The sequence below is a fragment of the Ruegeria sp. YTSA105 genome (assembly GCF_059610225.1).
Genome location: NZ_JBXWNE010000009.1, coordinates 1 through 26399 on the forward strand (window position 1 = coordinate 1; position 26399 = coordinate 26399).

General features: G+C 57.1%; 26 protein-coding genes. 9 read left to right on the plus strand and 17 right to left on the minus strand.

What is annotated here, in order from left to right; genetic code table 11:
- The first annotated feature begins 543 nt into the window (after positions 1-543).
- Positions 544-1512, plus strand: a complete 969-nt coding sequence (locus tag AC2FH2_RS12475; RefSeq protein ID WP_496689972.1) for an NAD(P)-dependent oxidoreductase — start codon at positions 544-546, stop codon at positions 1510-1512.
- Between the two features lie 302 nt (positions 1513-1814).
- On the opposite strand, the gene AC2FH2_RS12480 is transcribed toward AC2FH2_RS12475, so the two are convergent.
- From AC2FH2_RS12480 to AC2FH2_RS12510, 7 genes are all read right to left on the minus strand, one after another.
- Positions 1815-3551 carry a Mur ligase family protein gene (locus tag AC2FH2_RS12480; RefSeq protein ID WP_496823783.1) on the minus strand — a complete coding sequence of 579 codons (1737 nt, stop codon included), beginning with the start codon at positions 3549-3551 and terminating at the stop codon, positions 1815-1817.
- 14 nt (positions 3552-3565) lie between these two features.
- Complete coding sequence (cphA, locus tag AC2FH2_RS12485; protein WP_496823785.1) at positions 3566-6361, minus strand: cyanophycin synthetase; 2796 nt, start codon at positions 6359-6361, stop codon at positions 3566-3568.
- A gap of 22 nt (positions 6362-6383) precedes the next feature.
- A complete protein-coding gene (locus tag AC2FH2_RS12490; RefSeq protein WP_142637921.1) occupies positions 6384-7271 on the minus strand; it encodes a cyanophycinase in 888 nt (295 codons plus the stop codon).
- Between the two features lie 55 nt (positions 7272-7326).
- Entirely contained in the window at positions 7327-8493 is a 1167-nt protein-coding gene (iadA, locus tag AC2FH2_RS12495; RefSeq protein ID WP_496823787.1) for a beta-aspartyl-peptidase, read from the minus strand.
- 286 nt (positions 8494-8779) lie between these two features.
- Positions 8780-9094 (minus strand): DUF1244 domain-containing protein, encoded by a 315-nt coding sequence (locus tag AC2FH2_RS12500; RefSeq protein ID WP_142637917.1) that lies wholly within the window; start codon positions 9092-9094, stop codon positions 8780-8782.
- Between the two features lie 88 nt (positions 9095-9182).
- Positions 9183-9422, minus strand: coding sequence for a DUF6868 family protein (locus AC2FH2_RS12505; RefSeq protein WP_142637915.1), 240 nt, complete (start codon positions 9420-9422; stop codon positions 9183-9185).
- A 77-nt stretch (positions 9423-9499) separates the two neighbouring features.
- Positions 9500-10237 carry an N-formylglutamate amidohydrolase gene (locus AC2FH2_RS12510; protein WP_142637913.1) on the minus strand — a complete coding sequence of 246 codons (738 nt, stop codon included), beginning with the start codon at positions 10235-10237 and terminating at the stop codon, positions 9500-9502.
- 133 nt (positions 10238-10370) lie between these two features.
- On the opposite strand from AC2FH2_RS12510, the gene pyk reads away from it, so the two are divergent.
- Positions 10371-11816, plus strand: a complete 1446-nt coding sequence (gene pyk, locus AC2FH2_RS12515) for a pyruvate kinase (RefSeq protein ID WP_142637911.1) — start codon at positions 10371-10373, stop codon at positions 11814-11816.
- On the opposite strand, the gene AC2FH2_RS12520 is transcribed toward pyk, so the two are convergent.
- Positions 11817-12290, minus strand: coding sequence for an Lrp/AsnC family transcriptional regulator (locus AC2FH2_RS12520; protein WP_271950091.1), 474 nt, complete (start codon positions 12288-12290; stop codon positions 11817-11819).
- Positions 12291-12478: 188 nt separating this feature from the next.
- Here AC2FH2_RS12520 and AC2FH2_RS12525 point away from each other — a divergent pair, with 188 nt between their 5' ends.
- From AC2FH2_RS12525 to rplT, 4 genes are all read left to right on the plus strand, one after another.
- Entirely contained in the window at positions 12479-12916 is a 438-nt protein-coding gene (locus AC2FH2_RS12525) for a universal stress protein (protein ID WP_142637907.1), read from the plus strand.
- A gap of 13 nt (positions 12917-12929) precedes the next feature.
- Positions 12930-14477, plus strand: a complete 1548-nt coding sequence (locus AC2FH2_RS12530) for an alanine/glycine:cation symporter family protein (RefSeq protein ID WP_271950089.1) — start codon at positions 12930-12932, stop codon at positions 14475-14477.
- Between the two features lie 180 nt (positions 14478-14657).
- Positions 14658-14858, plus strand: coding sequence for a 50S ribosomal protein L35 (gene rpmI / locus AC2FH2_RS12535; protein ID WP_010443552.1), 201 nt, complete (start codon positions 14658-14660; stop codon positions 14856-14858).
- A 14-nt stretch (positions 14859-14872) separates the two neighbouring features.
- The gene (gene rplT, locus AC2FH2_RS12540) at positions 14873-15238 is read left to right on the plus strand and encodes a 50S ribosomal protein L20 (RefSeq protein ID WP_142637903.1); all 366 of its coding nucleotides are present in this window, start codon (positions 14873-14875) and stop codon (positions 15236-15238) included.
- 138 nt (positions 15239-15376) lie between these two features.
- Here rplT and AC2FH2_RS12545 read toward each other — a convergent pair whose 3' ends face one another.
- From AC2FH2_RS12545 to dgcN, 4 genes are all read right to left on the minus strand, one after another.
- Positions 15377-16189, minus strand: a complete 813-nt coding sequence (locus AC2FH2_RS12545; protein ID WP_496693969.1) for a methyltransferase domain-containing protein — start codon at positions 16187-16189, stop codon at positions 15377-15379.
- A gap of 436 nt (positions 16190-16625) precedes the next feature.
- Positions 16626-17486 (minus strand): D-amino-acid transaminase, encoded by an 861-nt coding sequence (locus tag AC2FH2_RS12550; RefSeq protein ID WP_496823790.1) that lies wholly within the window; start codon positions 17484-17486, stop codon positions 16626-16628.
- A 10-nt stretch (positions 17487-17496) separates the two neighbouring features.
- On the minus strand, positions 17497-18462 hold the full coding sequence (dgcA, locus tag AC2FH2_RS12555; protein ID WP_496689979.1) for an N-acetyl-D-Glu racemase DgcA: 966 nt from the start codon (positions 18460-18462) through the stop codon (positions 17497-17499).
- Between the two features lie 70 nt (positions 18463-18532).
- Positions 18533-19534, minus strand: a complete 1002-nt coding sequence (gene dgcN / locus AC2FH2_RS12560) for an N-acetyltransferase DgcN (RefSeq protein WP_271950080.1) — start codon at positions 19532-19534, stop codon at positions 18533-18535.
- 295 nt (positions 19535-19829) lie between these two features.
- Here dgcN and AC2FH2_RS12565 point away from each other — a divergent pair, with 295 nt between their 5' ends.
- Positions 19830-20792, plus strand: coding sequence for an L-malyl-CoA/beta-methylmalyl-CoA lyase (locus AC2FH2_RS12565; RefSeq protein ID WP_496702238.1), 963 nt, complete (start codon positions 19830-19832; stop codon positions 20790-20792).
- 33 nt (positions 20793-20825) lie between these two features.
- On the opposite strand, the gene AC2FH2_RS12570 is transcribed toward AC2FH2_RS12565, so the two are convergent.
- Together AC2FH2_RS12570 and AC2FH2_RS12575 are read right to left on the minus strand one after the other, a co-directional pair.
- Entirely contained in the window at positions 20826-21404 is a 579-nt protein-coding gene (locus AC2FH2_RS12570) for a PA14 domain-containing protein (protein WP_142637891.1), read from the minus strand.
- A gap of 117 nt (positions 21405-21521) precedes the next feature.
- Entirely contained in the window at positions 21522-21974 is a 453-nt protein-coding gene (locus AC2FH2_RS12575) for an Lrp/AsnC family transcriptional regulator (RefSeq protein ID WP_496823793.1), read from the minus strand.
- 73 nt (positions 21975-22047) lie between these two features.
- Between AC2FH2_RS12575 and AC2FH2_RS12580 the strand changes: the two genes are divergently transcribed.
- Together AC2FH2_RS12580 and AC2FH2_RS12585 are read left to right on the plus strand one after the other, a co-directional pair.
- On the plus strand, positions 22048-22644 hold the full coding sequence (locus AC2FH2_RS12580) for a LysE family translocator (protein WP_281995537.1): 597 nt from the start codon (positions 22048-22050) through the stop codon (positions 22642-22644).
- Between the two features lie 146 nt (positions 22645-22790).
- Entirely contained in the window at positions 22791-23753 is a 963-nt protein-coding gene (locus AC2FH2_RS12585) for an acetyl-CoA carboxylase carboxyltransferase subunit alpha (protein ID WP_142637885.1), read from the plus strand.
- Between the two features lie 3 nt (positions 23754-23756).
- Here the strand turns inward: AC2FH2_RS12585 and AC2FH2_RS12590 are convergent, their stop codons facing one another.
- The 3 genes from AC2FH2_RS12590 to AC2FH2_RS12600 all read right to left on the minus strand — a co-directional run bounded on the left by AC2FH2_RS12590 (position 23757) and on the right by AC2FH2_RS12600 (position 26372).
- The gene (locus AC2FH2_RS12590; RefSeq protein ID WP_496823795.1) at positions 23757-24887 is read right to left on the minus strand and encodes a lytic murein transglycosylase; all 1131 of its coding nucleotides are present in this window, start codon (positions 24885-24887) and stop codon (positions 23757-23759) included.
- Between the two features lie 111 nt (positions 24888-24998).
- Positions 24999-25646, minus strand: coding sequence for a GntR family transcriptional regulator (locus AC2FH2_RS12595; RefSeq protein WP_271950069.1), 648 nt, complete (start codon positions 25644-25646; stop codon positions 24999-25001).
- Positions 25647-25676: 30 nt separating this feature from the next.
- Positions 25677-26372, minus strand: coding sequence for a M48 family metallopeptidase (locus AC2FH2_RS12600; RefSeq protein ID WP_496689981.1), 696 nt, complete (start codon positions 26370-26372; stop codon positions 25677-25679).
- Between the last annotated feature and the right edge of the window lie 27 nt (positions 26373-26399).

Here is a 26399-nt window from a genome sequence, read left to right on the forward strand (position 1 = left end):
ATACCCCTGAAACTCACGGGTATGAATCACGCAGGCGGGATGACGGCAACCAAATTAATAGGTCCAGAACCTAAGCCGTGGCTAACTGTCCACGCAGCCAAGCTTTGAACAGGTCGACATCGATATGCGAAACGTTCAAATGCCGGGCCGCTGCCTCGAAGCTGCATAACCAACTATGGGTATTGGGTTTGATCTAATCTAGCGACAAATAGTTTTTGTGGTAGATAGCCTGTTTTATCATTTTCACTTGCAGCTCAGGTCGCGATACAAGTTTTTGAATTGTCTCAAATCCGAACAGGAAATCTGGACTTGATCAAACCAGACGTCTCATCGACGAAAGTCAGGATTGCCACATTCGTGGCCAATCCAGCGCTTGACTTCGACTTCGTGGCAAACGCGGCCGGTCTTGGCGTTATTGAAGGTTCCAACGTCGTTCATCAGACAAAGGGGTCGGTGGCACCTTGTTCTCGGGAATCGCTTATCGACCGCTCACCTAGCGGATCTGTTTGTTTGGATTTTTCGTACACTCGGAAGGAATAGAAGATGAAAGTAGGGTTCATTGGACTTGGTAATGTCGGCGGAAAGCTTTCAGGCAGCCTGTTGCGGAACGGAATCGACCTGACGGTTCTTGATCTAAACCGCGACTTGATGGAAGCGGCGGCGGCCAAGGGTGCCAAGTTGGCGGAAAATGCCGCAACATTGATGCGTGATTGCGATGTCGTCATCACCTGCCTACCCTCGCCTGCCGCCTCGGACGCTGTCATGCAGGAGATGCTGCCAGAGGTGAAAGAAGGCAAGATCTGGCTGGAGATGTCTACCACTGACCAAGCTGAAGCCGAACGCCTTGGCGGTATCGTCATCGCCGCCGGTGGTGCCGCAGTCGATTGCCCGGTATCTGGCGGTTGCCACCGCGCCGACACTGGTAATATCTCGATCTTTGCGGGCTGTGACCGCTCAACGTTCGAGCGAGTTCTGCCGTTGCTGAAGACCATGGGACGACGTATCCTGCATACTGGTGAGCTTGGCAGCGCCTCGATGCTCAAGGTACTTACAAATTATCTGGCCACCGTCCATCTGGTCGCCAATGCCGAAGCGTTGGTGACGGCGAAGGCTGCAGGTATGGACCTGAACACAGCCTACGAGGCGATCAAAATTTCGTCCGGCAACAGCTTTTCCCATGTTACCGAAAGCCAGGTAATCCTGAACGGTTCGCGCGATATCTCATTCACCATGGATCTGGTGAAAAAAGATGTGGGCTTGTTCCAGAGTATTGCCGAACGAAACAATGTGCCGCTGGAAGTCTCACCCTTGATTTGCCAGATTTTTGACGACGGCATTGCACGCTATGGCGATCGCGAGCTATCGCCCAACATTATCCGCCGGTTAGAGGACGCCACCGGTCTTTCCATCCTTGCCCCCGGCTTCCCTGCGGAAATGGCGGATGACGAACCAGAAGAGCCTGGATACGAGGTGATCCCGCAGGGTTCGTCGCGCGTCTCTGCCGGCAGCTAGAGCCCGTTTCAGCAGCCACGAGCAAGTTGAGGGCAGGTATCATACCTGCCCCGACGGCCAATGCTCAGAGGCTCAATGCCCTTTGAACGGCGTCGCACCAGCTAACTCGGCCTCGAATTACGGGACGGTATGATGCAATGCGCAAAACAAAAAATCCGAGGATGAGGCGGATATACGATAGGGACGAAGGTCCGACAGGGCCGTATTGACACTGGGTGAGGGCGTCGGATGTGGACTGCCGACCGCCCAAAAACCCATTTCCTAACACGCCCTCTCTGTGATCCCGACACGCGCCTCTGTTTTTACCCGTCGAGCATAGCGAGAACAGCGTCACGATCGGACAGAACCAGCAACAAAGCGATATCATCCGGTTGTAGCTTTTCAAGTATCATTGATGCGGCTTGTGTGGGCGAAGCGGCTCTGAGTATTTGTTCTGCACCATACCCATGTTCCAACGCTGTCCTTTCGATCAGATCAGAAATTTCCCCCGAATCGCGGCCTCTTAGATATCCTTCCAGCTCGGTTGCGACGACCACGTTAGGTTGGAAATTCAGCGCTGTCGCGGTTACGTCCCGGATATCCTGATCCGATCTGTCCCCCGCATGGCTGAGCATGATGAAACGCCGTTTTGCTGGCAAGCTCGACAGCGCATCGCAAACGGCGGAAATCGAATGTGGGTTATGTGCAAAATCCACAAAGACCCGTGCCCCGTTGTATCGGAACTCGTTGCAACGGCCTGGATTATCCTTGGCGTCTGGTTTGAACCCGGCCAATCCATCCCGAGCCGCCTGAACGGGCAAGTCCAGCGCCAAAGCCAGGCACAAGGCCGCTAGCGCGTTCAGGATATTGTATTTCGCAGCGCCGCCCATGGTCAGGGGAACATCGGAAACTGCAATCACCACCTGTTCCGCCGCACCGTCGAAAAACACGATATCACCCTGCCGCACATAGGCGCAGCACCTGTCTGCATCGCGCGCCCGGCGGATCAGGTCGTTCTGCGCGTCCAGCGAAAACCACCAGATATTCGCCGAGGTATTCTCCGCCTCGGCACGGACAAAGCCGTCATCGGCATTCAGGGCCAGCACGCCCCCCTCGGCCAATGTTCGATGTACGGCGAATTTGGCCTGGGCCAGTTCTGGCACCGTGTTGACCCCATATTGGCCCAGATGGTCGTTGGCCACATTGGTGACAGCCGCCGCCGTGGCAGCGCGGGTCGGCAGACCCCGGCGCAGGATGCCCCCACGGGCGACTTCAAGGCAGGCAACCTCCAGCCTTTTATCGCGCAGCAACATCCGGCCGCCGCCGGGGCCCGAGTAATCGCCACGGTCCAGAATGTCATCGCCCACGCGGACAAACTCGGTCGAGGTTAGCCCGGCGACCTTGCCCGAAGCGCGCGCGATAGCCTCAAGCAGCCGGGTCGTAGTGGTCTTGCCGTTGGTTCCGGTGATGAACGCGACCGGGATATCATGCAGCGCAGACCAGTCCACCTCACCCGGGGTGGGCAGCCCATCAACAGGCCAAGTCTGACTGCCTGTGCCATGCCCGATCGACACCTCGTCATCATCGCAAAGGATATCCACGCCATGCACCTCAGCCGCTGCGATCAAGGCGATCAGCGCAGGATTGGCTTCCATTTCCATGACGCCTTTGACATCCGCAACCATCTGATCGAAATCTCCGGGCTCGGATGCCAGCAGTTCCGCAGCACAGAAATGCCAGGCGGTTTGCGCTGCGAATATCCCGGAATAGAGCTGATCCATCGGTGTCGAGATCGCCAGATTGACGCCGCCCGTAAAGGTACGGTGGATCAGACCCTGCCCCTGCCAGCCCAGTGCGTCCAGAACCCGGCGCGCATGCTTCTCCCACAAGTCGGTGATCTGCGTCGCGTCGATATCAGTGAAGAAAACATCCATCACCGCGCCCGGTCGGTTCCATAGCAGGCCCGGCCCGGTCAGACGCCGGGCGTCATCCACCTGAATATGGTCAACGGTCGCGCTTTCTATTGTCAGCGCGGTCTCAAGCTCTTCGATCCGGTCCATTCCGGTGCCTCCGCTCAATCCGCGTCTTCGCTGATTTCACGGGCCAGACGCACGCCACGCTCATCCCGGATCAGGTTCTGGTCGCCTTCGAACATATCTTCGAACGAGGTTTCGGCGGGGGCTGCCACAGGTGCGACCTCAGGTTCTTCGCCATCAGAATTGAAATAGATGATCTGTTTCCAGCAGCGCGTTGTGTCATCACCAAAGATCACCAACAGATCGCCCTGTCCGGCCTGCACCAACGCGGCACTGACCGCTTCAACCTCGTCGGGGATGACCGTGATGGCTGCGGCATCCACGCCGTTGTCGATCAGGGCTTGACGCATCATCTGCGGCACCTCGTCATGCCCGCGTCCGCGACGGCGGTCATCTGCCTTGCAGATGAAATGATCAAAATGTCCGGCCAGGGCGGCGGCCCCATCGACAATATCTTCGTCGCGCCGGTCGCCAGGCATCGCTACCACGCACAGCCTGCGGCCCTTGATCTCTAACTGATCGGCCAGCGCCGCCATCGCTTTCAGCGCGGCGGGGTTATGGCCATAATCGAGGATCACCTTGAAGGGATGTTCGTCATAGACATTCATCCGTCCAGGTGCCTGAAAATAGCTGGTGTCGAAGGTGCGCAGCCCATGACGGATATTATCTAGGTCCACGCCGAAACTATAGGCCATCGCGGCGGCGAACATCGCATTCTGGACGTTGAAAATTGCCTTGCCTTCCAACGTCGCGGGGATCAGATGCGACCACAGAACCGGGATATGAAGCCCGTTGTCATAGATGGTCAGCATGTCACCATTCATGCCTTTTTCAAGCACGATAGCCTTGCCGCCGGCCTTGATATGTTCCTTGACCAGACTGTGCGCTGGATTGGTCGTGACATAGAAAATCTGATCCGCTTGAGCGTAGTCGGCCATTTTCAGACAGTTGATGTCATCGGCATTCAGCACTGCAGTATCCACAGCGCTTTCAACCACCACGCGCTTGACAACGGCCAGCTCCTCGACCGTGTTTATGCCGCCGAGACCCAGATGATCGGCCGAGACATTCAGACACGCCGCCACGTTCGACCGCTGATAGCCCAGACCGGACCGCACAAGCCCGCCGCGTGCGGTTTCCATCACCGCAAAATCGACCGCCGGATCACGCAGGACGATCTGTGCGGATTTCGGTCCCGTCATGTCGCCCTTGACGCTTAGTTTACCGTCCACATAGACGCCATCGGTCGAGGTCATGCCAACGGTCTTGCTGCTGGTTTTCATAATATGCCCCAGCATCCGCGAGGTCGTCGTCTTGCCGTTGGTGCCTGTGATCGCCGCAATCGGGATGCGGGTTTCCTCATTGGCGGGGAACAGCATGTCGATCACCCTGCCCGCCACGTCGCGGGGCTGACCTTCGGACGGCGCCACGTGCATCCGAAAGCCCGGGGCGGCGTTCACCTCGACGATAGCTCCGCCAATATCCTTGTAGGATTTGGTGATGTCGTCGATCAGAAAATCCACACCTCCAACATCCAATCCAACCGCCATTATGGCGCGTTCGGCCATGTCACGATTGTCAGGATGCACCACATCCGTCAGATCAATCGCTGTCCCCCCCGTCGACAGATTTGCCGTTGAACGGAGATAGAAAATCTCGCCATCCGGCAGCACGGTTTCTTCGGTCACGCGCGCATTCTCCATCAGGCGTTTGGCCTGATTGTCGATTTCCAGCATGGTCAGCACTTTCTCGTGTCCGATGCCACGGCGCGGATCCTGGTTCACGATGTCAACCAGTTCGGCAATCGTGTGTGTGCCGTCGCCAACGACATGTCCGGGGACACGCTTGGCCACCGCAACCAGTTTGTTGTTCACAACCAGCATTCGGTGGTCAAAACCGGTGATGAAGCTTTCCACCAGAATGGCCCTGCTGCGAGAATGTTCCTTGGCTTCGGCAAAACCGGCCTCGACCTCGGACTCTGAATTCAGATTGATCGAAACACCACGCCCATGATTGGCGTCAAGCGGCTTGACGACAACAGGAAACCCGATACGCCCCGCTGCTTTTGCCGCCTCGCGTGCCGAATAGACCATGCGCTGCTGTGGTACCGGCAAGCCCAGATCGTTCAGCAGATTGTGGGTATCTTCCTTGTCGCAGGAAATCTCTACCGAGATATGTTTGGTCTCAGAAGTGATGGTAGCCTGGATGCGTTTCTGATACTTCCCGTGTCCGAACTGCACCAGCGAGCCAGAGTTCAGCCTGATCCACGGAATGTCCCGCTCTTGTGCCGCCTTGACCAACGAGCCCGTCGAGGGGCCAAATTCTTTGCGCTGCGCCCGCAGCACAAAGCTGCGTAACTCATCATCCCAGTTGAAATCCGGATCAAAATCGTAATCCACCTGGTCCTTGAGGGAGTGTGGCAACAGATGCATTAGCAGACGCATCGCCAGCTTGCCCGCATCCAGTCCGACATCGCGCTGGCGGTATTCATAGACCATGTTGTACTGGCCGGGTTCGCCAGTGCCGCGCGTTCGGCCAAAAGTCACATCCGTACCGGCTACGTTTTGAACCTCGATAGCGCAATGTTCCAGCACATGACCCAGCCATGTGCCCTCATCTTCGCGCAGGCGGCGGATGAACCCGCCGGGTTCGCGATAGGAACAGCCATGTTCTGCCAAACCGGGAAGTGCCGCGACCAGAGCGTCGATAAATTCCGAACCAATTTTTGCCGAAGGCCATTCTTCCAGAATACCCAGATCGATAACGTGGCGAATAACCGGAAAACTTGCCCAAACATTCGGGCCGACAAAGACGTTGGTCGAAATTATTTTCATGAGGCACCCTGTTGGTTAGTTTTTATTTTCCCCCGCCGGCGCCCTCGTCCCCGGACAGGTCCGGCAATGTACAGAACGCCATATGCTCATCCGGCGGAAACGCCTGGCGAGCCGTCAGATCATAACGGCACCCTTCGCCCAGAACGTCAAGCCGAAGTCCCAGAAGGCTCAACGCCTCTCCGCGGCGGGCATCCCACATCGATGAATGCGTCAGATGGCTGGCATCCACCACAGTGACCGTTCCGCTGCCCACTACCTCAAGGACGTTATCGGGCCCAATGAAGGCCGCCGTGTCTTCGTCAACGCCCAACCCGATCAGGAAAGGGTTGAAAGATGAGGCGGTTAACAGGCGCCCCAGGCGGTTACGCTGCGTGAAATGCTGGTCAATGATGACTGCATTGGTCAAACCCATGCCCGGGGCCAGAGTGATATTGCCTTCGGCTGGGGCGGAATTGCTGCTGCCGCCTGCAACCATATGCTCGGACATGACCGACGCCCCGGCTGAGGTTCCCGCAATCGGTATCCCCGCCGCATTCCGGCGCCGGATTTTCTGAGCAACAAGCGTGCCACCCAGAATCGCCGACAAGCGCAGCTGGTTCCCGCCGGTCATGAATATCCCGGTGGCGCGGTCCAACATCTCGGCATAGTCGGGATTGTCGCAATCGGCGCGACGCGAGATGGGCAGGAACTCAACCTGACCCGCTCCAAGCTCAGAGAAAATGCGGTTATAATCCGGCCCTGTTTCTTCCAGCATCGAGGCTGTCGGGATCACGACAATATCGGCATCGCCGCCGCCGGACAGCTCCACGAATTTGCGGTGAATCTGCATCTCCTTGACGCGGTCTTCGCCACCGCCGATCGGGATGATGAACCCGCGCGGGGTCTCTGCATCAATGGGTGCAGGGCACATATCTTAATTACCTTCCGGTGCTATAGCGGGCAGCCACCGGGGACCGCGCGGACGTTCAAATCTGTTCATACATGCCGCGCCGGGCTATCTGGCCATCGCGGACATGCCATTCCCCCCGGGCCATCACATGCCGCACAGCGGTGTTTTCGTCAAGAACCACCAGATCGGCGTCCATACCCACTTTCAAACGGCCCTTTCGATGTAGCCTGAGCAGATCGGCGACATTAGAGGTCATCGGAGCAAGCGCATCAGACAGAGGCATTCCTTTATCGGTCAGGTCGCGCAGTGTTTCAGGCAGAGTGTCGGACAACCCCACACCAAACCGTGTCAGATTGCCCTCACGGTCAAAGGCCGGCAGGCAGCCACCCCCGTCAGAGCTGATGGTGAAACGGTCCGCACGACCACCCAGATCGCGAAATTGGATATAGGCCTCGGCGGCTGATATGCCCGGCTCGATATGCTCGCAAGGGAATGCGGTCGCGTCGATGTAACATCCGTGCCGCGCCAACGCGACAGCCTGTTCAAAGAGGGGTTTGTTGCGATTGACATGAGTTGGATTGAAGACGCGTGCGGGGATTTCGCAGGTTGCGATCGCCTGTTCCAACATCGACAGGCCCCTGTCGCCGTCGCCCATATGGCAATGCACGACCCCTGCCTTGCCGGTCATCAGGCCCGCGACATGCGCCTCACTTGCGATCCGCAGAAACTCGTCCAGTGTCGGTTGGCTTGACCGGTGATCACTGATCGCCAGTTCCCCAACGCCGATAACCGGATCAAGGAATACGATATCACCCCGGGCGGAACCGGTCAGGGTGGTCAGAGGGACGTGATAGCCACCAGTGTGACACCAAGCCGAAAGCCCCTCCTCCCGCAGCCCATAGGCCTGCTGCACCAACGTCTGCGTGTTGCGGGTCAGATCGTCCGTCCCCAATACCCCCACAACCGACGTGACCCCGGCACGGGTGAACGAGGACAGGACCATCGGCGGCACCCGGCTGGCTGGCCCGGTTTCACCGCCACCACCCGTGATATGCGCATGTCCGTCGATCAAACCCGGAACAACCGATGCACCTTCGACGTCAACGACTTCAGCCTGAAGCGGATCCGGCAGTTCGGGTTGAGTGCTACCGAGGTAAATAATGCGTTCACCCGCGGTGAGAATATGGCCTAAACCAACAGGCTCAGGCGTATAGAGCCGCGCATTCTTGATCAGTTTCAACACGTTTCATACCCGTCAGTAAGAGCAAAGACATCCTTTCTTGCACTGAAAGTCAGCAGAAGAACCATCCCTTAATTCGGAGAAAGCGTAAATGTCGGGCGCAGGCCTTAAAGGCAAAATCTTAGGAGCGCTGAGGTAAAGCTGGGCATTTGCGCAATTCGCCGCGCCAGTCGCTTTCGGATCGGAACAACCGTAAGAAGCGAATGTAGCGGACGCCGTGAAACCTTTGTTGACAGCCGCCTCACTGAGAAAAGGCCCGCCGAAATGGTGGGCCTTTCTATTTTCACGTTCAGCTCTTTTTGCCGACATTTTCTTCGAATGAGACTTCAAAAGCCGCCTGCTTTTCAGGACTGGCTTCGGTCTGATACTTGGCTTTCCATTCGCTCATGGTCATCCCGTAAAAGATCTGGCGGGCTTCGTCCTTGTCCATCTCAATGCCCTGTTCATTGGCCGCTTCCTGATACCAGCGCGACAGGCAGTTGCGGCAAAATCCGGCCAGGTTCATCATGTCGATGTTCTGAACATCGGTCCTGTCTTCCATCAGGTGCTGCTGCAACCTGCGGAATGCGGCGGCCTGAAGTTCGGTTTCAGTTTTCTGGTCCATGTTCTCGCTCCGGATGCTTGCCCAATATGTTCAAGATGACCTAACAACCAAAGCGGGCCGTTTCAATCATCAGCAACACCTCAGTGCGCTAGGCCAGTTTCAACGCCAGCCAGGGCACGATGGAAAAGATAAGCACCAGAATTTTGTAATTGGCCAGATACCTGAAATACGCACGTTTCACATCCGCGCGGTCCATTTGGAACATCCGACTATGGATGCCAGCCGCCCAATCCTGCATCAGCACGACCATCAGGGTCGAAAATAGTAACACAGCAAGGTTGATCACCGCCATCCAGCCGAAAACAGATGTCAAAAGCTCTTGCGTCATGATCGCCTCCTTTCGCCTGATATATGGGGTTTCGGGCGTGGTCGCTCAATGGTGCGCAGGCTCTCAGCCACCAAAAGTCACAATTCGCTTTGCGAAAGGGCGTCTTCCAGGACAATTCCCAGACGTTCGGCCCATGCGCGCTGCCCCGCGTGGTCGGCGATCAGGTCATTGCGCAGTTCGATTAACGCATTAGGGCGGCCAAAGGCAGTGCAATGCTTGTCGATCGCATCGCCCGGCAGAACGCCAGTATAGGGTTCATTGACGCCAACACATAGGTCCTTTTCAGCCTGCAACCGGTGGATCAGTGGGCGCGAAAAACGCTCATCCGGAGTGTGCAGCACACCGACATGCCAGGGACGCGGTTCGCGTCCACGCAACTGCCGGGTGAAGGAATGCATCGACACGATCACCGCATGGGGCAGTGCGGCCAGCTCAGCCAATGCCCTATGGTAAGGGCGGTAACACATGTTCAGACGCCGCTCGCGCTCATCCGCATCGGCGTTACGGTTGCCGGGAATGATTGACCCATCATACAGTTTCATCACAAGAGTCGGGTCGTCCTCGCCTCGGTTCGGATCGATCACAAGGCGCGAGAAATTCGCCGCGATCACAGGCGCGTTCAGAATTTCACCCAGATGTTTCGATACTTCATAGGCGCCCACGTCATAGGCAATGTGGCGCTCCATATCCTCACGCGGCAAGCCAAGATCCCCACCATTGATTCCCGGTGGAACAGTATTGGTCGCGTGGTCACATGTGATCAGCCAGCGGGAAGGGCGATCCGCGCCATGGATAAAAAACGGAGAATACGTCATAAGCCTGTCATGTTGTTTCCGGCAGGTTTAGGACAGTTGCTTCGGAAAGGGAATTGCGCAATAAGCGGGCAGAGTCGATGTTTGCGGTAACATTCGCGCAAATTCAGGACATGATTTGAGGAGAACAAGGTCAATGCGACGCCTGAGAAATGTGAAAATCGTGGCGACGCTGGGGCCGGCGTCCAATGACTATGACACCATTCGCGCATTGCACGAAGCCGGAGCCGACGTATTTCGCCTGAACATGAGCCATGGCAGCCATGACGAAATCCGCGAGCGGCACCGGATCATCCGTCAGGTCGAAAAGGATCTGGACAGCCCTATCGCCATTCTTGCAGATCTGCAGGGGCCAAAGCTGCGTGTCGGCGTATTTGCCAATGATGCGGAAGAGCTGATCGAGGGTGCCGTGTTTCGGTTGGATCTGGATCCGGCCCCGGGCGACGCAGGCCGCGTATGCCTGCCCCATCCCGAGATTTTTGCTGCGCTGGAACCCGGTGCGCGCCTCTTGGTCAATGATGGCAAAATTCGCCTGATCGTACAGGATTGCGGCCAGGATCATGCTAATTGTACCGTCGAGGTCGGCGGGACAATTTCGAACCGAAAGGGCGTGAACGTGCCGGATGTCGTGCTGCCCTTGGCCGCGTTGTCCGCCAAGGATCGTGGTGATCTGGAATTCGTCTGCCAGCTGGGTGTGGATTGGCTGGCGCTGAGTTTCGTTCAGCGGGCCAAGGATGTTTTTGAGGCTCGGGCACTGGCCGATGGGCGCGCCTCGATCCTGTCCAAGATTGAAAAGCCTGCTGCGGTTGAAGCGTTTGACGACATCCTCGATGCCTCTGACGGCATTATGGTTGCGCGCGGAGATCTGGGCGTGGAGCTACCGGTTTCCGCGGTGCCCCCGATCCAGAAACGTCTGGTCCGCCGGTGCCGTAGCGCCGCCAAGCCGGTGATTGTGGCCACACAGATGCTGGAAAGCATGATCGAAAGCCCGATGCCCACACGCGCCGAGGTTTCAGATGTGGCAACCGCAATCTACGAAGGCACGGATGCCATCATGCTGAGTGCGGAATCTGCCGCTGGCTCATATCCGATCGAGGCCGTGCAGACCATGAACAAGGTCGCCATCGAGGTCGAAGCCGACCCCACTTATGATCAGATTATCGCAGCATCGCGCACGGCGAAGGGGACTACCGTGGCCGACGGCATCGTCGCCGCCGCTCGCGAAATTGCCGAGAAAACGGATATCAAGGCCATCTGTTGTTTCACTCAAAGCGGCACAACTGCGCTGTTGACCGCGCGCGAACGCCCCGGAGTTCCGATCATTGCAATGACCCCGGCAAAGGGAACGGCCCGTCGGTTATGCCTGAGCTGGGGCTGCCATTGCGTAATGACGCCCGAGCTTGAGCGTTTCAAAGGGGCGGTCGTGAGCGCCGCCCGTGCTGCTCGTTCTGGTGGATTTGCAACTGACACGGATCAGATCGTTGTCACCGCTGGTGTTCCGTTCAACGTGCCCGGCACGACCAATATCCTGCGGATCGCGCCTTGCGACGAAAGGCTGATCTATAACACGGATCCTGGCTGATCAGGCGGGTATGACATTCTGCCCGACCGGTTCCTTGACGATTTCCATCACGGTAAAGGAACTGGTCTGGTGAATGCCCGGAAGCTTATTGATCTTTTCCCCCAGGGTCTGGCGGAAATGGGCGATGTCGCGTGTGCGAACGGTTAACAGATAATCAAACGACCCCGCCACCATCAGGCAGCTTTCGATTTCGGTGACATCGCGCACGGCATCGTTGAATTTATCCAATGAGTTCTCAGACGTTGCAGCCAGGGAAACCTGCACAACCGTCATATGCCCGAGACCCAACCGCTCCTTGTCCAGAACGGCGCTGTATCCGGTGATATAGCCGGTTCTTTCCAGTCGCTTTACACGCTCTGAGCACGGGGTGTTGGTCAGGTTTACCCGCATGGCAAGCTCGACGATTGGCAGGCGGCCATTGGCTTCCAATTCCTGCAGGATGCGTTGATCGATCTTGTCCAATTCTCTGTCCATTAGGTAAATTCCCTGTAATTTTGGCGCATAATGGGATAATTTACTGAGAATAGACCAAAAATAATACCATTTCCTAGTGATTTTTCCTGATACTGACTTGAGGGCAGTCTACAATAAATGCTCCAAGTTCCGGCTGCCCTGCCGGGGGCACGGGCCCCGGTCAAATGAACAATAAATGGAGGAACGAGATGACAACAAAAATTGTCATAGGACTGGACGGGACAGAATCCGGAGAACGTGCCATCGCCTTCGCCAAAGATTTGGCTGAAAGAATTGGTTCATGCGAGCTTCTGGTTGCATATGTCATTGAATGGTCGCCCTACACTTTTCAGACACCTGAAGAAAACGCAAAGCGGCACATGCGGCGTGAGGAGGAGATTGAACTAGCAACGACACGGGTGGTGGCACCCGCCGTCGACGCCCTGAAGGCCGCGGGTTTCGCCGCGACCGGAGTGGTGCGCCACGGAGATGTGGCTGAAACGCTGAATGCCATCACGGTAGACAGCAAGGCCGTACAGATTGTCGTTGGACGCTCGTCCGCGGATGGCCTCAAAAAGCGTATCTTCGGCAGCTCAACGCAAAACCTTGTAATGCATGCCGATGTACCGGTCACGGTCGTGAATTGAGGGAGGCACAGGAATGAAAACACTATCTCAACTGGGATTGGCAGCCGCCACCCTGATGGCCAGCCCCGTCGCCGCGCAAGAGGCGCCCGGGTTGGACGAAAAGATCAATCAGGCTTTTGCTGATATCACTGGGCCATTCGTTAGCTTCATATTCGCACCAATTCCCGGGACAGGATTTCCCTGGATCGTGATGTGGTTGGTTATCGCGGCGTCGGTCTTTACTCTGTACTTTGCTTTTGTGCAGATGCGCTTTTTCGGCCACGCGATAAGTCTGGTCAAAGGCGACTATTCCGATCCCAACGATGCTGGTGAGGTTAGCCACTTTCAGGCATTGGCCACTGCCCTGTCGGGCACGGTCGGGCTTGGCAATATCGCAGGCGTTGCCGTTGCTGTTGGCATTGGTGGCCCCGGGGCGACCTTCTGGATGATCCTGGCTGGTCTTCTGGGCATGGCGTCAAAATTCACCGAATGTACACTTGGCGTAAAGTATCGCAACGAATACGAAGACGGCAGCGTCTCGGGCGGCCCGATGTACTATATGTCCAAGGGTTTTGACGAGCTTGGCCTGCCCGGAGGTAAGATCCTGGCGGTTGTGTTCTCGATCTTCTGTATTCTTGGAGCGCTGGGCGGGGGCAACATGTTTCAGGCCAATCAGGCGCATCAGCAGATTGCAGGCATCGTCGGGAATTACCCGGGTTGGATCACCGGTGTGGTCTTTGCGGTTGTCGTGTTCATGGTGATCGTCGGTGGACTTAAATCCATCGCGCGAGTGACTGAAAAAGTTGTGCCCTTTATGGGCGTGATGTATGTCGCGGCGGCTCTGGTCATCATCGTCATGAATGCGGATATGATCGGTTGGGCCTTTGGTCAGATCTTTGCCGGTGCGTTTACCGGTCTTGGTGTGGCAGGCGGAATGGTCGGTGCTCTAATCCAGGGCTTCAAACGGGCCGCGTTCTCGAACGAGGCCGGCGTTGGGTCTGCTGCGATTGCCCACTCGGCGGTGCGCACAAAGGAGCCGATCACAGAAGGCTTTGTTTCGCTGCTTGAGCCGTTCATCGATACGGTCGTGATCTGTACCATGACCGCGCTGGTGATCATCATCACACAGCAGCTGATCATCGACCCCGAGACCGGCAACTATATGTTGAACGAAGCAGGAAGCGCTATTGCGACCGTTGACGGCAACTCGGGCGTCAGCCTGACCTCTGCCGCCTTTGGCAGCGCGTTCAGCTGGTTCCCCTATGTTCTGGCGATTGCGGTGATCCTTTTTGCTTTCTCGACTATGATCAGCTGGTCCTACTATGGCCTGAAGGCCTGGACCTATCTGTTCGGTGAGGGGCACACCAAAGAGCTGGTGTTCAAGATCATCTTCTGCGTCTTCGTGGTGATCGGTGCTGCGGCCAACCTCGGCCCGGTTATCGACTTCTCGGATGCGGCGATCTTTGCGATGGCGGTTGTGAACGTCTTTGCGCTCTACTTCCTGATGAAGATCGTTCGTCAGGAACTGGCATCATATAGTGAAAGACTGAAAAGCGGTGAGATCCGCAAATACGGTCACTAAATAGACCACCGGGGCGGCCTGCGTCGCCCCGGTGCCTGACTGGGCTGCTAAAATTGCAGATTCAGCCAAAACCCCCTTGCCAGTATGGTCGAACTTGCGTAAACGGCGCTTCTGATCGCGTGACCGGCCGAGATGGCATGCCGAGTCGCGTTTCGAACCGAACCCCGAAAGGAGACGGAAATGCCTAAGATGAAGACAAAGTCGAGCGCCAAAAAGCGCTTTAAGGTGACTGCGACCGGTAAGGTCCTTGCTGGCCAGGCCGGCAAACGTCACGGCATGATCAAGCGGACCAAGAAATTCATCCGCGATGCTCGTGGCAACACCACCCTGTCCGCCCCCGACGCCAAAATCGTCAAGGGCTATATGCCCTACGATCGATAAGAGGAGATTAAGACATGTCCCGCGTTAAAGGTGGAACCGTAACTCACGCCCGTCACAAGAAGGTTATCAAGGCCGCCAAAGGTTACTATGGCCGCCGCAAAAGCACCTTCAAGGTTGCCCGTCAGGCCGTAGACAAGGCCAACCAATATGCAACCCGCGACCGTAAGAACCGCAAGCGTAACTTCCGCGCGCTCTGGATCCAGCGGATCAACGCTGCTGTACGTTCGCATGACGAAGCCCTGACATATTCCCGCTTCATCAACGGCCTGAACCTGGCCGGTATTGAAGTGGACCGTAAAGTTCTGGCCGATCTGGCCGTGCACGAACCGGAAGCGTTCGGCGCGATCGTCGCCCAGGCTCAGGCTGCTCTGACCGCCTGATCCTCTGTAAAGAGACAGTGAATAAAGGGCCGTTCCGTTTGGGGCGGCCTTTTTTGTTACTGGTAACTGGTAGGGTCCGCTTTGAACCAAGAAGGCCGGATGCTGTGCAATGTCTGTCTGCCCGATTACTGAGAACGGTCAAACGATCTTGGGTTTATTTGCGATTTGGCTCACATAGGACATAAAACCAAAAAACATCTTGGCAGATACTCTGCGTTTCGCTTCTGATTTCAAAGCCTCTGCAGTTTCGGAAAATAACAGACCCTCTTCCACCATGCGGTCCGCTCCGCGTTCAATTACGGTGAGAAAATAGGTCGCTTCCCCTTCTGCCACATATCCATGACCTTTCCGGGCCCCAAGTTGAAATCCGGCATCGACCAGGATGCCTGAAATCTGACGCATTATCCAAAGATTAGTGACATTTTGATTGATCATGAATTTGATGAGTTGATCGAGCGGATCAAAGTCCGCGATCTGCGCAGTTGCGGTACTGTAGTCGCCATCACAAATTGCCAGTACACCTCCGGGCTTCAAAAGGCGGAAGGCCTCTTGGACAACGTCTTCAGGTCCAGGGACGTGGCACAACAACGTGTGCATTAACACAAGGTCAAAGGTCTCGCTTTCAAAACCTGTGTTTTTGGCATCCCCGATATCGAAGCTAAGTCGATCATCATCCCCAAAGCTCTTCTGGGCCCGAGCGACCATGACGGGCGAGGGTTCAATTCCATGGGCCGTTGCGGCTCCTGCAAGCTCCAACAAATCTCGGGTAACGTGTCCTGTTCCTGAACCAAGCTCCAGCGCCCGTGCACCTTTGGGGAGACTCAGGTTTTCCATGTAGGCTTTGCGAATTGCAATCTGCGCAGGCTCTAAACAGCGCACTTCCATTGCTGTTGCGATCCGCTCTTGAAGGGCGGTGTCTTGTGCGCCGAGGTCAGAGTATGGATCGGCCATAAGTTAACTCATTTGAAATGGACCACAGGAGGACATGATAGACCAACATTTTCATCGGCACCAATAGCGGCCATTGAGGCCCATTGGTCGTGTGACGGGGCATCTCCGGCCCTCTGCCCCCTAGCTACACCAGCAACACGTAGGGGCTTCGCCATCATCATTTGTGAAGTTGGCTCCTGAAAACCGCAACTCAGCCCGTAATATGCCGCCTGGTTTCGGCCATACCAATACCGCTTGTCAGGCTGGATATGCCTATTCTCATAGCGGCCTGTCAGGATGCAGGATCACCAACTATCGTGTTCTGTTCGCGCTCAGAGATTTTGGTGCCGCACCCTCTTGCGCCGTTCATCCCGACCAAGACCTGCACGCGGCACCAAATGTTGTCAAATTCGTTGCGACCACCCCATGCCACACAAACGCCCAGCATGGGATTTCTTTAGAGTGCTGCCTTGCGGCTTTCGTCCAGATAAATCTCGCGCAGACGTTTGGCTATGGGTCCCGGCGTGCCGTCGCCCAGCGCTGTGCCGTCAATTTCAACCACAGGCATGACAAAAGCACTGGCCGAGGTGGTGAACGCCTCATCAGCCTCCTTGGCCTCGTCGATAGTGAACAGGCGTTCTTCGACAACCATCTGCGCTTCGGCTGCCATTCGCAGAACGGCCTTGCGGGTGATGCCGTGCAGGATGTCGCTCGACAACGGCCGGGTGACAATCATGTTGCCTTTGACAAAATACGCGTTGTTGCTGGTGCCCTCGGTCACATAGCCGCCTTCGACCATCCAGGCATCATCACAGCCCGCGGCCTTGGCCATCATCTTGCCCAGCGAGGGATAGAGCAGCTGTGTCGTCTTGATGTCACGCCGGCCCCAACGGATATCCTCGATCGAGATGACCTTGGCACCTTTCCGGGCAGCAGGGCTGTCCGCCAGACCCGGCTTGTTTTGGGTGAACAAAACCAGTGTGGGTTTGGTATCAGCCGCAGGAAATGCAAAATCCCGGTCGCCGTCGCTGCCGCGCGTGACCTGAAGATAGACCAGCCCCTCTTCAATGCCGTTCAACTCAACCAGCTTGCGGTGGATCTCCAGCAGCTCGTCCTTCGCGCAGGGTTCAGCCATCTGTAATTCGTCCAGCGAGCGCTTGAGGCGGACCGCGTGGCCTTCGAAGTCGATCAGCTTGCCGTCCAGAACGCTGGTCACCTCATACACGGCATCGGCCATCAGGAAGCCACGATCAAAGATCGACACTGTGGCTTCGGTTTCGGGCAGGTAGTCGCCATTCACATAAACGGTGCGGGTCATGTCAATCTCCTTAGCCCCAGAGCGCCGCCAATGGCGGGTACACTCCGGCATCATCAAAAGTCAGCGGGTTGTCGCGGTCTTCGGCCAACAGAAGTGGTCCGTCAAGGTCCGTTACCATCGCACCCTGCGCCAGCAATGTCGCAGGGGCCATCGCCAAAGAGCTGCCGACCATACAGCCGACCATGATGTCATAGCCTTCAGCAATCGCCGCTTTGCGCAGCTCCAGCGCTTCGGTCAGACCTCCGGTCTTGTCGAGCTTGATGTTGATCACATCATATTTGCCCTTCAGTTTGGGCAGGCTGGCACGATCATGGCAGGATTCGTCGGCGCATACGGGAACCGGGCGCTCCATCCCGATCAGCGCGTCATCGTCACCGGCGGGCAGAGGTTGCTCGACCAAGGCCACACCCAGGCGCACAAGATGTGGCGCAAGATCGGTGTAAACGGCGGCGGACCAACCTTCATTTGCGTCCACGATGATTGTCGCATCCGGTGCGCCTGCGCGAACGGCTTCAAGTCGGGGCATGTCATCCGGCGTGCCCAGTTTGATCTTTAAAAGCGGGCGATGTGCATTCGCAGCCGCCTGCGCCTGCATCGCCTCGGCGGTGTCCAATGACAATGTATAGGCCGTGATTTCGGGGCCCGGCTGAGGCAGCCCTGCCAGATTCCAGACGCGTTTACCGGCACGCTTGGCCTCAAGATCCCACAGCGCACAATCTACGGCATTCCGTGCAGCGCCCGCAGGCAATAAGTCCATCAGTTGCACTCGGTCGAAACTGTCGGGCAATCCGGCAATTTCAGCCTCGACCGAATCCAGTGTTTCACCATAACGCGCATAGGGCACACATTCGCCCCAGCCCTGATACTGGCCGTCAGAAATGCGTACGGTCAGAACCTTGGCCTCGGTCCGTGACCCACGCGAAATTGTAAAGACCTGAGCCAGCCTGAATACATCGCGAGAGACGTCAATTTGCATAACATACCTTTTCCTGGCAGAGCCGCCCGGATTTTCCAATTTAGATCCGGGCCGGCGGGACCAGACCGCTTTATACTGCTGCCAGCGCGTCGACCAGCTTGCCTGCACCAAAACGGAACGGGTCCGTCGCGGGCAGCCCCATGTCGGCTTCGACCTGTGCCAGATAGGCGGATGCGTCTGCTTCACTCATATGCTGCGTGTTGACCGAAACACCGATGACCTGACACTCAGGATTGGCAACCTTGGCCAGCGCCAGCGCCGTGTCCCGCAGAGCCTGCAAAGATGGCAAACTATAGGTCGGCAGACCGCGCATATGCTCGCGGGTGGGTTCATGGGACAGGATCAACGCGTCCGGTTGACCGCCATGGATCAACGCCATTGTCACGCCGGAATATGACACATGAAACAGTGACCCTTGCCCTTCGATCAAATCCCAGTGGTCGTCATCATTGTCGGGTGTCAGCCATTCGACCGATCCCGCCATGAAATCTGCGATCACCGCGTCCAGCGGTACACCGTCACCGGTGATCAGAATGCCAGTCTGGCCAGTAGCTCGGAAGGTCGACTTCATGCCACGCTTGCGCATCTCGGCATCCATGGCCATCGCGGTGTACATCTTGCCAACCGAACAATCGGTGCCCACGGCAAGACAGCGCTTACCTTTACGTTTGATGCCGTTGGCGATTGGATAGTCGACCGACGGAACCCGCACATCATGCAGCTTGCGGCCTGTTGCTTCGGCGACTGCGACTAGATCGGGTTCATCACACAAAAGGTTGTGCAGGCCCGAGGCCAGGTCGAAACCTTCCTCCAGCGCCATGACCAGCACCTTTTTCCATTCCTGACTGATCACACCGCCACGATTGGCCACGCCAATGACCAAAGTCTTGGCCCCGGCCTCTTTGGCCTTAGCCAGGGACATGTCGGTCAGGCCCAGATCGGCTTTACAACCCTCCATCCGGTATTGACCCACGGCGTTTTCCGGACGCCAGTCCTTGATTCCTACGGCAACCTTGGCCGCCAGCTGGTCGGGCGCATCGCCCAAAAACAACAGATACGGTGTCTCGATCATTGCGGTGCACTCCTTTGATTCTGGCGCAGGCTATGGGACGGGCAAGGCGAGTGTTTCTCGATTTCGCCCAGCATCGCTGGATCCCGCAGGAAAATTTCGCGCAAATATCGTAGCTTGCGCAAAATTCTTTCAAGTTTTTAAAGCGATTAAACTTTAATCACCAGAGACACGGCGCATTGCGGCGAATGCTGCGACTGCATTGCCGCAGATGCACAAACATGCTTGCGGAGACCTGCGCAATTTAATACCTCATAAGACAACAAAATCGCAATTTCCTTTCCTGCACGAGGTCCAGATGAGCTTTCGCATTCAACCCGCCGCCCCCGCGCGCCCTAACCGTTGTCAGTTGTTCGGCCCCGGGTCGAACACCAAGCTGTTCCCCAAGATGGCGGCCTCTGCGGCGGATGTGATCAATCTTGACCTTGAGGATTCGGTTGCACCATCTGACAAGGATACAGCGCGTGCCAATGTCATCGAGGCGCTGAACACCCTCGATTGGAGCACTAAATACATGTCCGTACGAATCAACGGGCTGGATACGCCTTACTGGTACCGCGATGTCGTGGATGTGATGGAGCAGGCCGGAGATCGACTGGACCAGATCATGATCCCCAAGGTCGGTTGTGCAGCGGATGTCTATGCGGTGGACGCGTTGGTCACCGCCATCGAACGCGCAAAAGGCCGTACCAAACCGATCAGCTTTGAGGTCATCATCGAATCCGCAGCTGGCCTCGCCCATGTCGAAGAAATCGCTGCCTCGTCCCCCCGGATGCAAGCCATGAGCCTTGGGGCCGCTGACTTTGCGGCCTCGATGGGCATGCAGACAACTGGCATCGGCGGCACGCAGGAAAATTATTACATGCTGCGCGAAGGTGAAAAACACTGGTCCGACCCGTGGCACTGGGCGCAGGCAGCCATCGTTGCCGCCTGCCGCACCCATGGCGTGCTGCCGGTGGATGGACCGTTCGGCGATTTCAGCGATGACGAAGGCTATATCGCGCAGGCCAAACGTTCTGCCACTTTGGGCATGGTCGGCAAATGGGCAATCCATCCCAAACAGATCGCGCTGGCCAACCAGGTCTTTACCCCGTCCGATGAAGCCGTGTCAGAGGCCCGCGAGATCTTGGCCGCAATGGAGCAGGCCAAGGCCAATGGCGAAGGTGCGACGGTCTACAAGGGGCGTCTGGTGGATATCGCCTCGATCAAACAGGCCGAGGTGATCGTGGCCCAGGCCGAATTGATCGCGGCCAACAGCTAAACGTAAAAAGGCGCCTCACCGGGCGCCTTTCTCTTACCGTCCGAAGACATCATTGGGTGTCCAGGTGAACCTTTCGCCCTTTTTCCCAGATTTCATCATCAGACAGGATGTTCCGAGCTTCTGGAAATAGATGATCTTGAGCGCGTACCACCCGGCTTTGGGCACATCGACTTCGGTCCGCTGATTGGCCTCGCAGCCCTGAATGCCCGAGACTTGTCCAATGTTCTGGCCTCCGACGAATGCCTCTATCCCGTCATTTGACCACGTTTCCAACTCGTAGATTCCAGCAGAGTCGAACCGCATATACCCCGTAATCTCGGCGGCGACATTGTAAGCGCCGTCAAACGTCATGACGTCCTGACCCTTACTGGTGTCCCTGTAATCCAAGCCCCGCAACGGTTGTCCGGGCTGCGCTTTAGACAGCATGCTTTTTGCATGGCTCAGATCTCGGATCTTCTTGTGTTGATTGCCAGTGCCAAAGTAATTCACATTCAATCCCGCCTTGGGGCTAGGCTGTGGGTTGGCAGGTTGCAGTTTTAACGGAGCTGCAAAAGATGCACCCGCAATCATCACCAAAGTTGCGACCAGTGCTCCGGTCCGAACAAGTTTCATCGTCTTCTCCCTGAATACGACCGGTTGGGGTTGTCCCCATTTTTGGTCAATTCTTTGGCAAGACAGTAAAACGTGAATCCAACTCCGGCAAGTCGGTACAGAATCATCTTTCCAATGTCAGGCCCGCATATCCTTGGGCGAGCCCATGACGACATAGGACGTGATCGACGTGACATGGGGCAAAGTCCCTAGAACTTCGGTGTGAAAAGTTTTGTAAGACGACAGATCTGGACATTCCACGCGCAACAGGTATTCGATCGTGCCGGTGATGTTATGGCACTCCACCACTTCAGGCGCGCGCTGCAAAGCACGCTCGAACCCTTCCTGAGCGGCCTTTGTATGTTCGCCCAGCCCAACGCCGATATAGGCGACAAAGCCGATGCCCAGCGCAGGTGGGTTCAATACAGCACGATAGCCCGAGATCACTCCCGCGCGCTCTAATTCCTGAACACGGCGCAAACAGGCCGAGGCTGACAGCCCGACCCGATCGGCCAATTCAAGGTTGCTTATCCGCCCATCACGTGTCAGCTCACGCAATATATGGCGATTTATATCATCCAACTTGATCATTAATTGCAGAATTACCGCAATAACCAGCGCAAACGCAATTTCATTTGGGCGGATTCCATCAATTATCTGCGCTATGAACCCTGAATTGCTTTTTGCCCTCGTCACCTTTGCCTTCGTCTCGTCGATCACGCCGGGACCCAATAACCTGATGCTGATGGCCTCGGGCGCGAATTTCGGGTTTCGACGCACAATCCCACATATGTTCGGAATCGGGTTGGGCTTTACAGTCATGGTCCTTCTGGTCGGAACGGGGCTGGTGCAGGTGTTTGATGCCTATCCGATCAGCTATACCGTGTTGAAAGCGGCGTCGGTGGCCTATCTGCTGTATCTGGCATGGAAAATCGCGCATTCGGCCCCAGCCGAAGCGGGCGCACCTGCGGGGACACCGATGACGTTTTTACAGGCCGCAGCATTCCAATGGGTCAATCCAAAAGCCTGGGCCATGGCCCTGACAGCAACAACCGTATACACCCCCGATCGCTCCCTGAACGCCATCGTCATTGTCGCGATTGTTTTCGGCGCAATCAATTTGCCCTCGGTCAGCACATGGACGGTACTCGGGCAGCAGATGGCGCGGATTCTCACGAACCCACACCGACTGATGCTGTTCAACTGGGTGATGGCGGGGCTGCTGGTCGCGTCGCTCTACCCTGTGCTTTGGCCCGTTTGAGAACGTTCGAAGGCTAGCAATGACCGGTCATCAAGGTCCTTTTGAGGGTGAATACGGGCACCCCTACCAACCCTTTAAATCTTGCTGAGTTGCATCCGGGGCAACGTCAGGCCATATAGCAGGGAACTTCCGCGTTGAGAGGCGTCATGACCCAGTATCTGGAATTCGAAAAACCTTTGGCCGAGATCGAAGGAAAGGCCGAGGAACTGCGTGCGCTGGCGCGCGCCAATGAAGAGATGGATGTGGCCGCAGAGGCCGCCGCTCTGGATGCCAAGGCTGAAAAGCTGTTGGACGAACTCTATGCCGATCTGACGCCTTGGAGAAAATGTCAGGTCGCTCGTCACCCTGGACGTCCCCATTGCAAAGACTACGTGGAAGATCTGTTCACCGAATTCACACCGCTGGCAGGCGATCGGAATTTTGCTGACGACCTGGCCGTGATCGGCGGTCTGGCGCGGTTCAACGATCAACCTGTTATGGTGATCGGCCACGAAAAGGGCAGCGACACCAAATCGCGCATCGAACGCAATTTCGGAATGGCTCGCCCCGAAGGGTATCGCAAGGCTGTCCGACTGATGGAGATGGCAGGACGCTTTGGACTGCCGGTTATCACCTTGATCGACACGGCGGGCGCCTATCCCGGCAAAGGCGCCGAAGAGCGCGGCCAGTCCGAGGCTATTGCCCGCTCGACCGAGATGTGCCTGAAGATCGGCGTGCCGTTGGTCTCGGTCATCATCGGCGAGGGTGGATCAGGCGGTGCGGTGGCTTTTGCAACGGCAAACCGTGTCGCGATGCTGGAACATTCGGTCTATTCGGTCATTTCACCCGAAGGCTGCGCCTCGATCCTGTGGAAGGACTCCGAGAAAATGCGCGAAGCAGCCGAGGCGTTGCGGCTGACCGCGCAAGACCTGCACAAGCTGGGCGTTTGCGACCGGATCATTTCGGAACCCAAAGGCGGCGCACATCGCGATCGCGCTGCGACCGTGGACTCCGTGCGGGACGCGATTACGGCGATGCTCAAGGATCTGGACGGCAAGGATTCCGCCGCCCTGATCAGAGATCGTCGTCAAAAATTCCTCGACATCGGCTCAAAAGGGCTGGCTGCGTAACCCTCAGCCCCCCAACTGCCTCAGCAGCGCAACTGAGGGCTCTCCGGTCGCGGACAGCCCATTGGCCCGCTGGTACGCAGAAATCGCGGATGTCGTGTTATTCCCGATGACACCATCCGCCCCTTGCGTATCGTAGCCCGCGGATGTCAAACGGCGCTGCAACTCTTTGCGGTTCTCAAGTGTCAGCCCAGTCTCATCCGGGCCGAACGAGGCCTGGAACGGCGCCCCTCCGGCAATTCGGTCTGATAGATGCCCTACCCCGATCGCATAGCTGTCCGAGTTATTATACCGTTTGATCACCTGAAAATTGCGGAACACGGCAATGCGGGGCCCTGGCACCTGGGGTTGCAGCACAGCAACCGGCGTACCGGATACCGTCCCGGCCTCACCGCCCCAGGGCTGCCCACGCACCCAACCGGAACGCGCCAGATAAGCCGCCGTTGATGCCAGCGAATCCGTTGGGTCGTCGGACCAGATATCGCGCCGTCCATCGCCGGTGAAATCCACCGCATAGGCCAGATAAGAGGTCGGAATGAACTGCGTGTGCCCCATGGCACCGGCCCAGCTACCTGTCATGTTGGCGGGCGTCGTGTCGCCGTTCTGCAGAATCTTCATCGCTGCCATCAGTTGGCTCTCAAAGAACTGCCCGCGCCGACCGTCATAGGCCAGCGTCGACAGGGCCGATACAACAGGCACATCCCCACGTCGCGCACCATAACGGCTTTCAAGCCCCCAAATTGCCACGACAACTTCTTTGTCCACGCCGTACTGCGCCTCGATCTGAGACAGCGTTCCCGCATGACGCACCAGCATTTGCTTGCCGGTCGCGATCCGTTCATCTGAGGTTGCAATCGCCAGGTAGTCTTCAAGCGACCTCTTGAACTCGACCTGATTTCGGTCCCGCTCGATCACTCCGGGCAGATATCCGGCGCCCTGGAAGGCGCGGTTAATTGTGCTTTGCGAAATCCCCTGTGCGGCCGCGCGGCTTTTGAAGCCCGCCACCCAGGCGTCCCAGCCCGCGTTCCGAACCGGTTGCATGCGCGCGGCCGGCGCCGAAGAAGAAGGCACGCTGTCCGTACAGGCAACCAACAAGCCGGAGCCCAGCCCAAGGGAAAATAACCGTCGATCAATCATGGTTGAAAACTGCTCTTATTGTGATTTCTCACAGCCTAGCGCAGAGAAATCGCCGGGGCCAGAACGGCGATACCGAATCGGGCGATTTCGGCAGCTTCGGCAACAAGCCGCTTAGCTGACCAGCATCCGCAGGCCCTGTGTAACATCCGAGCGAACCGCAAGGCGCAGACCCGGCTCATCCCCGGCCTTTAGCGCCGCAATTATCAGCTTGTGGTGATGCGGTGGTTCCGTTCGCCGCAGCCGCCCATAAAGCGCGCGCATCGTCGGCCCAAGCTGCAACCATACGGTTTCGGCAATCGCCAGCATCGCCGGGGCCTGCGCCCGCAGATACAGAGTTCGGTGAAACTCCAGATTGGTGCGAATATATCCAACGGCATCACGTTTGGTGACCATCTCGGCCACCGTCATGTTGATGCTCTGCAATCGGTCAATCAGGGCAATATGCGCACGGGGCAATGCCCGGCTGGCCAGCTCGACCTCAAGCAAGGCCCGCAGCGCAGCAAGCTCTTCGATCCGGTCATTGGTCAGCTCGGGCGTCGAGACGCGGCCCGAGGACGACAGAAACAGCGCCCCTTCAGCCGCAAGCCGACGCACCGCCTCGCGGGCCGGAGTCATCGAGACACCAAACTCTTTCCCAATTCCCCTTAAGGTCAGTGCCTGACCGGGGGCGATGTCGCCATGCATGATGCGGGATCGCAGGGCCCGGTACACCCGGTCATGCGTTGCGGTCTGCGTTTCCGAGGGGCGTGTGTTCAACATGTCTCTATGTGATCACAAACACCGCACAGGTCAACTCGCAGGCGCGTCAAATCTGAACTGATGCAACTGCGCCCCGTTGTCGCGCAGCCAGCGCCGCTGTTCTTTGTAATCTCCGAATAACCGCTCGACCTGGGCCCAAAAGGCTGGGGAATGGTTCATCTCGGCCAGATGCGCCACCTCATGTGCGGCAACATAATGCAGGACGTCTGGTGGAGCGAGAATCAGCCGCCAGGAAAACATCAATCCACCCTCAGAACTGCATGATCCCCAGCGCGATCGGGTATCCCGAATAGAGATGCTGGCATAAGCCCTACCCAACATCGCTGCGTAGTCATCACATGCGCCGGTCAGCCGGTCGCGTGCCAGTTCTTTCAAAAAGCGCGCCAAACGTCGCGCTTCAGCGCCTTCAGGTACTGAAATCTGATCCGCCTGCAACAGAACGCGTCGGCCCGTTGCCCGGACAATGCGCCGTTGGGTGCCCTCAACAGGAATATGCTGCCCAAATTGAACCACCGAGGGGTCTGGCCGATCACTCAGGTGCTGCCGAATCCAGCTTTCTTTTTGGCGGGCAAAGTTCAACGCATCGGATTCAGAAACGCCATTTGGATAGGTCAGTGTAACACGCCCGTCCAACTGGGATATACGCAGACTGATCCGCCGTGCCCGCGCCGATTTGCGCAATGTCAGCGGCACCGGAGGCGATCCTGGCAGTGCGTGATCTCCCATAGGTCTGTTTCTCCTGCTCAAAGGCTT

Excerpts from the sequence above, each read along its gene's own strand:
- AC2FH2_RS12565 (WP_496702238.1), top strand. The coding sequence starts at position 19,830 with ATGAGCTTTCGCATTCAACCCGCCGCCCCCGCGCGCCCTAACCGTTGT.
- AC2FH2_RS12510 (WP_142637913.1), bottom strand. The coding sequence starts at position 10,237 with ATGACGTATTCTCCGTTTTTTATCCATGGCGCGGATCGCCCTTCCCGC.
- AC2FH2_RS12580 (WP_281995537.1), top strand. The coding sequence starts at position 22,048 with ATGAACCCTGAATTGCTTTTTGCCCTCGTCACCTTTGCCTTCGTCTCG.
- rpmI (WP_010443552.1), top strand. The coding sequence starts at position 14,658 with ATGCCTAAGATGAAGACAAAGTCGAGCGCCAAAAAGCGCTTTAAGGTG.
- AC2FH2_RS12570 (WP_142637891.1), bottom strand. The coding sequence starts at position 21,404 with ATGAAACTTGTTCGGACCGGAGCACTGGTCGCAACTTTGGTGATGATT.
- AC2FH2_RS12480 (WP_496823783.1), bottom strand. The coding sequence starts at position 3,551 with ATGGACCGGATCGAAGAGCTTGAGACCGCGCTGACAATAGAAAGCGCG.
- AC2FH2_RS12575 (WP_496823793.1), bottom strand. The coding sequence starts at position 21,974 with ATGATCAAGTTGGATGATATAAATCGCCATATATTGCGTGAGCTGACA.
- AC2FH2_RS12475 (WP_496689972.1), top strand. The coding sequence starts at position 544 with ATGAAAGTAGGGTTCATTGGACTTGGTAATGTCGGCGGAAAGCTTTCA.
- AC2FH2_RS12500 (WP_142637917.1), bottom strand. The coding sequence starts at position 9,094 with ATGGACCAGAAAACTGAAACCGAACTTCAGGCCGCCGCATTCCGCAGG.
- cphA (WP_496823785.1), bottom strand. The coding sequence starts at position 6,361 with ATGAAAATAATTTCGACCAACGTCTTTGTCGGCCCGAATGTTTGGGCA.
- AC2FH2_RS12525 (WP_142637907.1), top strand. The coding sequence starts at position 12,479 with ATGACAACAAAAATTGTCATAGGACTGGACGGGACAGAATCCGGAGAA.
- AC2FH2_RS12530 (WP_271950089.1), top strand. The coding sequence starts at position 12,930 with ATGAAAACACTATCTCAACTGGGATTGGCAGCCGCCACCCTGATGGCC.
- AC2FH2_RS12550 (WP_496823790.1), bottom strand. The coding sequence starts at position 17,486 with ATGACCCGCACCGTTTATGTGAATGGCGACTACCTGCCCGAAACCGAA.
- rplT (WP_142637903.1), top strand. The coding sequence starts at position 14,873 with ATGTCCCGCGTTAAAGGTGGAACCGTAACTCACGCCCGTCACAAGAAG.
- AC2FH2_RS12595 (WP_271950069.1), bottom strand. The coding sequence starts at position 25,646 with ATGTTGAACACACGCCCCTCGGAAACGCAGACCGCAACGCATGACCGG.
- AC2FH2_RS12590 (WP_496823795.1), bottom strand. The coding sequence starts at position 24,887 with ATGATTGATCGACGGTTATTTTCCCTTGGGCTGGGCTCCGGCTTGTTG.
- AC2FH2_RS12545 (WP_496693969.1), bottom strand. The coding sequence starts at position 16,189 with ATGGCCGATCCATACTCTGACCTCGGCGCACAAGACACCGCCCTTCAA.
- dgcA (WP_496689979.1), bottom strand. The coding sequence starts at position 18,462 with ATGCAAATTGACGTCTCTCGCGATGTATTCAGGCTGGCTCAGGTCTTT.
- AC2FH2_RS12520 (WP_271950091.1), bottom strand. The coding sequence starts at position 12,290 with ATGGACAGAGAATTGGACAAGATCGATCAACGCATCCTGCAGGAATTG.
- AC2FH2_RS12585 (WP_142637885.1), top strand. The coding sequence starts at position 22,791 with ATGACCCAGTATCTGGAATTCGAAAAACCTTTGGCCGAGATCGAAGGA.
- AC2FH2_RS12490 (WP_142637921.1), bottom strand. The coding sequence starts at position 7,271 with ATGTGCCCTGCACCCATTGATGCAGAGACCCCGCGCGGGTTCATCATC.
- dgcN (WP_271950080.1), bottom strand. The coding sequence starts at position 19,534 with ATGATCGAGACACCGTATCTGTTGTTTTTGGGCGATGCGCCCGACCAG.
- AC2FH2_RS12600 (WP_496689981.1), bottom strand. The coding sequence starts at position 26,372 with ATGGGAGATCACGCACTGCCAGGATCGCCTCCGGTGCCGCTGACATTG.
- pyk (WP_142637911.1), top strand. The coding sequence starts at position 10,371 with ATGCGACGCCTGAGAAATGTGAAAATCGTGGCGACGCTGGGGCCGGCG.
- AC2FH2_RS12505 (WP_142637915.1), bottom strand. The coding sequence starts at position 9,422 with ATGACGCAAGAGCTTTTGACATCTGTTTTCGGCTGGATGGCGGTGATC.